Here is an 8092-nt window from a genome sequence, read left to right as displayed (position 1 = left end):
TCCAGGTGAAAAAACAAACAATCTCAGGGTTGTTTTGGTCAAATTCAGGCCCGCACCAGAAAATACTGATACTGCCGTAGCGATTGTTGAGTTATTCAGACGTTCCCTAGTGCTCAATCTTAATGCCTTATGAAGTTAGCGCTTTGTTAACGGCAGCCGAAAGCTAGTGTAGGCTGCCCGGTCAAGGGCACGATTTTCGCAACCGAAACGTATTTCAGTAACTTGTTATGGTTCATTGGCTTGTTTAGCTCTCCAATATTTAAAAATCTCGTACACCAAGATAGCAACAAAACTAACTAAGAGCGTTTGCCCTGCCTGTAAAAGTTCAGGTCTACCGCAAGCACCTCCGGGACCTGCGACACCTGCCATGAAAAGAATGTACATGCATACAGGAATGTACCCTAAAACTAGTGCGCTTATTATTGGTACCCAAAGGCGTTTCTTATTTGTTAAATAACGTATGGAAAGGGTCAGAGCTAGAATCGTTGCAGAGCTTCCTAATAAAAGGAAAAATTCTGACACGTGCTGTTCGGCTAATCCTTCAGGTTGAATAAAACACGCATAGGCATTAGCTGGAATAGCAGCTGTCAGTACTAGGTGAACTACTCTCAAACCTACCTCTTGTGTCTGATTAGATTATAAAAGTTTATTAAAGAGCCAATTGCTCATTATCCATTTCACTGCTTGCGCAAGGACTTTTACCTCGCGGGCTAAGTGCCACACTTTGTATACTCATAGTAAATAAGGGAGTCGGCGCAGCTTTAGCTGTGCCCTATGCCTTACTTTGTTATGCAGTTCCCAGCTGTTGATTCATAGTAAATATCACGCTCATGCTCTTCTTTACCTCCAGGCTTACCATCGCTACCAAAAGTCAATGACTTACGTCAACCATGTGATTTCCGACGGGGATGTCCCTAGCACCCCACCCTGGAACTCGCCGAGCAGGGTGGGGTGTGATCCCTGCTCCATCTGTGTAAGAGACACCATATCGCCAGCCTGGCTGCTTTCTTATTTAAAGCTTCAACCCTTTACCATAATAACCTTGGCGAAGGGTTGATTCTAACTATCAAATGTTATGTATTAAGTATTGACATAAATCCATTAATAAAAATCACATTCCGCATCCAGTTTGAAAAAACCTATTGTGGTAGAAGGAGATATATTAGTTATTTCCCTTCTAGCGGTCATATCTTCATAGGGGCGTATGGCATAAAACGTCACTGAAATATCATTACCCTGGGCATCTAAGGTTGAGCCGGAGGCATCATGTAACCGACTGGTATCAAGCACAAATTCTGGGCTGTCTAAAGATGCGCCAGGACGCTGAGAGTTGAAAATAGCAAAGGTCCACTCTCTATCGCCGGATAAGCCCCATTGGCCATTCCAGGTATTGGCTTTAATAACATGTCTTTCCCACATTGTGTCACGGTCAATACAACCTGCCGAGGTTTCAGTTACGACATTATTTCCTAAAGCTGAAGCGTACCACGTTAGACTTACTTCAAGGGAAAAGCTGGGTGCGCTGACAAGTGAGGCAATTAATGAACATAGCAGGGTAATGGGTTTAAATTTCATAATCCTTTCCTTATGATTATTATACAGCTCGTTTGGTTGTGAGAGTGTCGGTAATACTCATTGGAATCTATCAGCTTACCAGCTAAAGTTATGTGTAGCTAGCTCGGTAGCCGATTTATCTTAGACTACTTTTTAGTTTTGCAAATTTAATCATAGCTTTTTTGTGTTTTTGGTAGAGCCTATGGAGGCTTGCCACCATCTGCTGCAGGTGTTCTTGCCAGTTCGATGGCAACTGGACGTATAGTTGGGCAATATGCGGAGGGAAAGGTACGCTCAAGAAATGGTGAGCATATTCCTCTCCAAATACTACAGCCAAATTGATACCTACAGATTCACACCAGGTGGGTAACAGCTCCACAGGTAGTTTTTGTTGACTATTTTCGATCTTGGAGACTTGAGAAGCGGATAGTCCGAGTAGCTTACCTAACTCCGCACTCCTCAATCCCCGCTGCTTTCGTGCCTCTTTTAACCTTTTGGCAATGTTATGGGTCAGGTCCGACACCTCATTACTCTATTATTATTTGCAGAAAAATCGATTATAGAAAGTTTCCATAACATATTGTTTCTAAAGGAGGAATTAAGAAAAAAATGCTTGCGATGATTGTAGATATCATTAGATTTGTATGTGGTAACGGCAAGAATTGGAGTTTGGTTTTAAATTTGCAGTGAAATTGTTGACAAAAAGGTGTTGTTAATGGGGGGGATTAGATCGTTATTCCAGTAGCAAAGCCTGGATTTACTAGAATTCGTCATACTTCTTCATCGGAATGCCACATTTCTGCCAGCAGATGCATTGTCTAAGTCGAGAGGGTCTCTCATAAAAGAGACTGTTAGCAATTCAGGAGCGGAGAATAAGGATGATGTCGACGCGCAAAGACCTATTGCAAACGGTAGAACACCTCAACGATGCCTTGGAATGGGCGTTCCAATGTCCGAGACCTGAACCGCGACGAGAAATGGTGCGGGTCATTGCAGATGAGATGTGTGCGGCGCTTGGCGGCCTCGTTTATGCTGCTTCAAATGACGGGGAAGGGGATGTGTCTCGGCAACCAGCTCCTTAATTAAGTGCACCAATTTCGCCTCTTGCCACCATGGTATTCGTAGCCGAGACCAGCACCTATGAGCAGCTGGTCAAGGCGTTGCCCATCGACCCATACTTCAGCGAGCAGCCGGAAATACTTGTCCCGCTCTATCTCCTCAAGGCGAACTTCCTGGGCACCAGGAGCAGGGTGGCGGCGAATTGCTTGGCCTTTCGTGCCAGTTCCTTTTCAGCCTGGCACTTGCCCCGTAACTCCGGGGTGTCTACCCCTTTGACTCTGATGCCGATTCGCTTACCTACTATATCGGGCCATCCTGGAACATTGGCGGTGAAGGAATCCCCATCGTAGACTGAGACTACTTCTATGGGGCGAGCGATAGCGAGGGTAGGAAGTAAAAGCAGGGTAAGAATAATTCTTTTCATTTTCTTATAGTGGCGAGTGGCTTTTAGAAATAAGAATTGAATGATTTTTTTGTGAAAATCAGAGGGTTTATTGATACTGGATTATTATACAGCTTTTAGGCGATTGCTCTTTTATTTGGTATCGCAACGAAAAAAGGCTCACACCTTCCGATGTAAGCCTTTGATTTTACTGGCGCGCTCGGGAGGATTCGAACCTCCGACCGCCTGGTTCGTAGTCCTTGGAAGAGAGTGTACAATGGATTCTAACGGCTTGCAAACCCGCATGAAATCTAGCCTTCAAGCTCCTTTATACCCTTTGGACGTTGTTCCACGTGGACACTTTGTGGACATCTTGGCCTGTTCTGTATGTGGGCCAGGGGGTTCCTGGTGACGGCATCCTCAAGGTGTTCTGGTGCCAAGTGTGCATATCGCATCGTCATCTTGATATCCGTGTGGCCTAGCACTTCTTTTAGGGTTAGCAGGTTTCCGCCGTTCATTACGAAATGGCTGGCGAAAGTGTGTCTTAATACGTGAGTGCACTGTCCCCTGGGCAGTACAATACCGCTCTTTTCCAGCCCGCGTACAAAGGCACTATAACAGTCCTGGAAGAGAGGGCCTGTGCGAGGCCCATCAGCGAATATCTCTGCTTCCAGCTCATTCGAAATTGGGACTGTTCGGGTTTTGCCGCTCTTCGTGCCTGCGTAAGTGATGCGGTTGTTGCGTATCTGCTCACCACGCAGGCTTTCTGCTTCGCCCCAGCGAGCGCCCGTGGCGAGGCAGATATTTGCTACCCGGAGCACATATTTTGACCGGCTCTCCGTCAGCTTTGACAATAAACTCTGGATTTGCTCAAGGCTTAGGAATGTCAGTTGCGCTTGGTCAAATTTAAGAGGGCGTAATTTAGCTAAGGGATTTTCTGTTCGCCAGTTATCTAAGCGGATCAACTCGTTAAACATGGATTTGAAATAGCTCAGATCATGATTGCAGGTGTTTTCCGTGCACGGCAAAGATTTTCGCTTTTTGCCCCTTCCCCCAGGGGTTGTTTCTAGGCCGCCAGCCAGTCGCTTTCTGCGGAATTCGGTGTAGAGTTCCGAGGTGACTTTGCTTGCGACGGGATCACCCATCATTTGGCACAAGGCAAGCAAGTAATCTTGCCGTTCTCTTCCCCCCTTTAGTGTATGTCCATGTAAGTCATACCAGGTCTTTACCAGCTCACTAAGTTGCCGATTGTCTCGCTGAGGTGGCACCCATTCACCTCTGTCAGCGGCTGCAAGCTGGGCGCGCTGCCAGCGTACAGCCTCGGACTTAGTGTTGAATGTACGACGTACCCGCTTACTGTCGCGTCCCTGGGGTCGGCAGTCAGCCTGCCAACGGCCGCTATCAGTTTTCTTGATTGCCATCGTGCGTAGATTTCAGAAACGCAGGAGCAGCTAATCCGATATCGATTCGGGTAGCTATCAGCTTACAGAGAGGATTATCGCTTTTTCGCACCACCTCAATGTCGGTTTGTCCGCCATAGGCCACCCATGGCAGCAACTCTGGCATATTTTTACCTACGGTTGCGAACACTTCCTCGGTAATTCGGTGTCGTCCATATTCTATATTTTGAATTTGGTGGAACTTGAGTCCAAGTTTTTCCGCGAATTCAGGTTGAGTAAACCCCAACGTTTCACGAATGATCCGCAGCCGTCCCCCGGCGCTATTTTCCGGTGATTCTCTCACCTTTGCGCTCCTTTATTACCACTTTCGCGCGAAATTTATCCTACTGAGCATCACTATTACAAGAAAAAGCGCTCCAATAACTTGAAATAAGATGTTTTATGCGCCTTAAAATGTAAATGAACTATTTAAAGTGTTGATATAACGTTGTTATGGGTCTTAAATACACTCCATTACAACCCTAACAAGAGTAATGGAGTTCGAACAGTGACTGAGAAACTAGACCCACCGCCCGTCAAGTCCCCCGTATCTTCCATGGAGCAATTCGCGCTAGATACAGGGCTGACCTTGCCAACCGTCCGACGCCAAGTGCAAAGGGGTTACTACCCAACAGTGAAAGTAGGGCGCTACCGGATGATCAACGTGATCCGAATCGCCCATCGGTGTCTTGAAACCGACGAGACCGAAATATCCTTGCAATAATCGGAGTCGGCGTCATGGACTACAGCCAGATCAACCGGGATGTGGTGGCGGCGCTGGAGCGGGACCAGTCACTCAACCTGGTGCTCAAGGAAACATCCAACACCTACCGCCAGGGGATCTGTCCGGACTGCGAACGCAAGACGGTCTGGATCAGTGCCGACAAGCCGATCACGTTGCGCTGTGATCGCGAGGACAAGTGCGGTTATCGGGAGCGGGTTCGGGATCGCTATCCGGACCTGTTTGAAAACTTCTCCAAGCGCTTCCCCTCCAGCGACGAAGACCCCAAGGCCACCGCCAGGGCCTATCTGTCACACAACCGCGGCTTTCCCACCGCCGATATCGAGGACTGGTTCGACCAGGGTTTTTACAAACTGCCTGATGGCACCTGGGCCGAGACGGTGCGGTTTTATCTTTTCGAGGGTAAGCAGGACTATTGGCAGCGCATCATCGACAAGGCCCATATGCAAAAGGCCGGGGGCAAGAAGGCGCGCTTCAAGTCTGGTACCAGTGTTGCCGGAAAGCACTGGGCGCCGCCGCCGCAGGTCATTGAGCCCGGGAACAAGGTTTTTATTGTCGAGGGTATTTTCCACTGTATCGCCATGTACCTGGCGGGATACAAAGCCGTGGCCGCCTTCAGTTGTTCCAATCTGCCGAGGGGACTGATCCAGGAAACTGCGGGCCAGGGGATAACCTGGTGTTTGGCCTATGACGATGAACCCGGTGCGCACGAGCACCTGGTCAAGTACCACCGGGAATTGGTCGACCAGGGCGAGACAGTGGAAGTGGCACTGACCGGTAGCTACAAAGACTGGGATGATCTGTATCGGGAAAAGCGGCTCAACGATACCACCATTGAGGAATGCCAGTGGCGGGGACGGATCTTTATCGCCGAGACTCCGAAAAAGAAAGCCTATGCCTTGTATGGGTGGAAACCGTTCAGCAAGACGGTCATAGAGCACCGCGACAAACTCTACTCCGCCCGGTTCTCCCTGGAGGATTTCAACAAAGCCAGCGAGGGAGAGCCTTTCGCCTGGGGTTCAAGCTGGGATGCCTTTAACCAGGCGGCGAAGGTGTGGGAGATCTCCAACTGTGTGCCCAGCTTCCAATACACCGAGATCGACCGGCTCACTGGCGAGCGCCGCTATTTCTTCCAGATTAAAAAGGCGAACAGCAGCCGCAATTACCTGGGAGCCTTTTCACCCAATGCCCTCTCCGATCCCCGCGCCTTTGGCCTTGCCCTGCTGTCCCATACCGACGGCGGCAGCTTTGAAGGCGGGGCCGGCGATTTAAAAACCCTCAAGGCCCGCTGGCTGGACGGGGAAGTCGCCCGTGTGACCACCCTGCCCCATATGGGCTATGACGAGGATTCCCGCGCTTACATCTTTCCCGGCTTCGGTTATCGCCAGGGCCAGCTGCTGCCCGCCAACGCGCACGGCTTTTTGCAGCTGGGCGACACCGCCATCAAAACCACCCTGGAAGATATGCCGGTGCACCACAGCGACCAATTCAACGGCAGCTGGTGGCCGGATTTCGTCAAGGTCTTTCACCTCAACGGCATTGCCGCCCTGGCTTACTTTACCGCCAGCTTGTTTGCCCGCCAGATCAAAGAGCAGCACCAGGCGTTTCACTTCCTGGAACTCACCGGTGAAGCGGACGCGGGCAAATCCACCCTGATCCGTTTCCTATGGAAACTGCTGGGCCGCGACAACTACGAAGGGGTGGATATGCTCAGCACCTCCAAATCCAGCTACGGCCGACACCTGGGCAAGGTCAGCAATCTGCCCATGGTGGTGATTGAAAGCGACCGGGAAATCAGCACCGGTGCCGGCGGCCGGCCGGGTAAGCCCTTCGACTGGGATCTCTTCAAAAAGGTCTTTGACCTGGACGGCGTGATCGACACCCGCGGCGTCAAGACCAATGACAACAAAACCCATGACCGCCTGTTTCGCGGGACCCTGGTCATCAGCCAGAACACCACCGTGCAGGCCTCCGCGGCCATGCTCTCCCGCATCGTGCACCTACACTGCACCACCGCTCACAAGCGCCCCGAGAGCCGCCCCCTGGCCGACCGCCTCAAGCGGGAACCGGTCGAAAACCTGGCCGGTTACCTGCACACCGCACTGACCCGGGAAAACGAATGGCTGGCCGGTTTTTTTGCCGCCTTTGATCGGCACCGGGAAACCCTCAGTGCCGACAGCGGGATTACACAGGGCCGTGTGATCGACTGCCACGCGCAATTGATGGCTGCGGTGGACGCCCTGCAGGTGCTGCTACGTGAATTTAATGGCGATTTGCGCAGTCAGGTGCAGGAATATTTGCAGGAGCGTGCCCGCGATCGCCAGCGCCGCCTCAACAGCGACCACCCCATCGTTGAACAGTTCTGGGATGCCTACCACTTTATTAATGACCAGGTGATGTACGTCGACGACCAGGACGGCGAGCGCATTAATCAAATCGAACGCCTGAACCACAGCATCGATCCCGCCTTAATCGCCATCAACCTCAACGAGTACCTGGAGCACTGCCGCAAACGCGGCCAGGAACTGGTGCCAGTGGCCGATCTCAAGCAGCTGCTGCCTACCAGTCAACGCTACCAGTTTGCCGGCTACAAGCAGGTTCGATCTAAGCGGGAGCAAGGCAGCAGGCTCTGGTGTTGGATTTTTCACAAATACGGCGGGGTAGAGCGATGAGCTTCAATTTTGTGTTTTTTTTGACCTACAAGGAGGGAAGCCGCGCGGGGGTGATACCCCTAGAAAAACCCGTGACAACCTGTGACAAGGGAAAAATAAGTCAGAAATAGTAATTAAAACATGGAGTTAAGTGGCATGAAGGCTTGTGACAAATCCAAGACAAAAGCAAGACAGCCCGTGACAAGGGTCTTGTGCAATGTCACAGGTTTGTCTCAGAAAATAAGACAACCAGAAATGCCCGCAA

General features: G+C 50.5%; 7 protein-coding genes. 1 reads left to right on the top strand and 6 read right to left on the bottom strand.

What is annotated here, in order from left to right:
* Positions 1-225: 225 nt before the first annotated feature.
* From ABVT36_RS16390 to ABVT36_RS16365, 6 genes are all read right to left on the bottom strand, one after another.
* Entirely contained in the window at positions 226-612 is a 387-nt protein-coding gene (locus tag ABVT36_RS16390; protein WP_368457502.1) for a hypothetical protein, read from the bottom strand.
* A 489-nt stretch (positions 613-1101) separates the two neighbouring features.
* Positions 1102-1575, bottom strand: coding sequence for a hypothetical protein (locus ABVT36_RS16385; protein ID WP_368457501.1), 474 nt, complete (start codon positions 1573-1575; stop codon positions 1102-1104).
* A 115-nt stretch (positions 1576-1690) separates the two neighbouring features.
* The gene (locus tag ABVT36_RS16380) at positions 1691-2077 is read right to left on the bottom strand and encodes a helix-turn-helix domain-containing protein (RefSeq protein WP_368457500.1); all 387 of its coding nucleotides are present in this window, start codon (positions 2075-2077) and stop codon (positions 1691-1693) included.
* 559 nt (positions 2078-2636) lie between these two features.
* Positions 2637-2816, bottom strand: a complete 180-nt coding sequence (locus ABVT36_RS16375; RefSeq protein WP_368457503.1) for a thermonuclease family protein — start codon at positions 2814-2816, stop codon at positions 2637-2639.
* Between the two features lie 490 nt (positions 2817-3306).
* Positions 3307-4416, bottom strand: a complete 1110-nt coding sequence (locus ABVT36_RS16370; RefSeq protein ID WP_368457499.1) for a tyrosine-type recombinase/integrase — start codon at positions 4414-4416, stop codon at positions 3307-3309.
* Entirely contained in the window at positions 4397-4738 is a 342-nt protein-coding gene (locus tag ABVT36_RS16365; protein ID WP_367151384.1) for a helix-turn-helix domain-containing protein, read from the bottom strand. The genes ABVT36_RS16370 and ABVT36_RS16365 overlap by 20 nt, the downstream gene beginning before the upstream one ends.
* A gap of 434 nt (positions 4739-5172) precedes the next feature.
* On the opposite strand from ABVT36_RS16365, the gene ABVT36_RS16360 reads away from it, so the two are divergent.
* Positions 5173-7848, top strand: coding sequence for a hypothetical protein (locus ABVT36_RS16360; protein ID WP_368457498.1), 2676 nt, complete (start codon positions 5173-5175; stop codon positions 7846-7848).
* Positions 7849-8092: the final 244 nt, after the last annotated feature.

Origin of the sequence: Microbulbifer sp. TYP-18 (assembly GCF_040932045.1) — a bacterium.
Classification (GTDB): Bacteria; Pseudomonadota; Gammaproteobacteria; order Pseudomonadales; family Cellvibrionaceae; genus Microbulbifer.
The sequence above is the reverse complement of the archived record's forward strand: the minus strand, read 5'-3'. Positions and strand labels throughout refer to the sequence as shown.

Coding starts and splice junctions, on each gene's coding strand:
- ABVT36_RS16370 (WP_368457499.1), bottom strand. CDS start 4,416: ATGGCAATCAAGAAAACTGATAGCGGCCGTTGGCAGGCTGACTGCCGA.
- ABVT36_RS16360 (WP_368457498.1), top strand. CDS start 5,173: ATGGACTACAGCCAGATCAACCGGGATGTGGTGGCGGCGCTGGAGCGG.
- ABVT36_RS16385 (WP_368457501.1), bottom strand. CDS start 1,575: ATGAAATTTAAACCCATTACCCTGCTATGTTCATTAATTGCCTCACTT.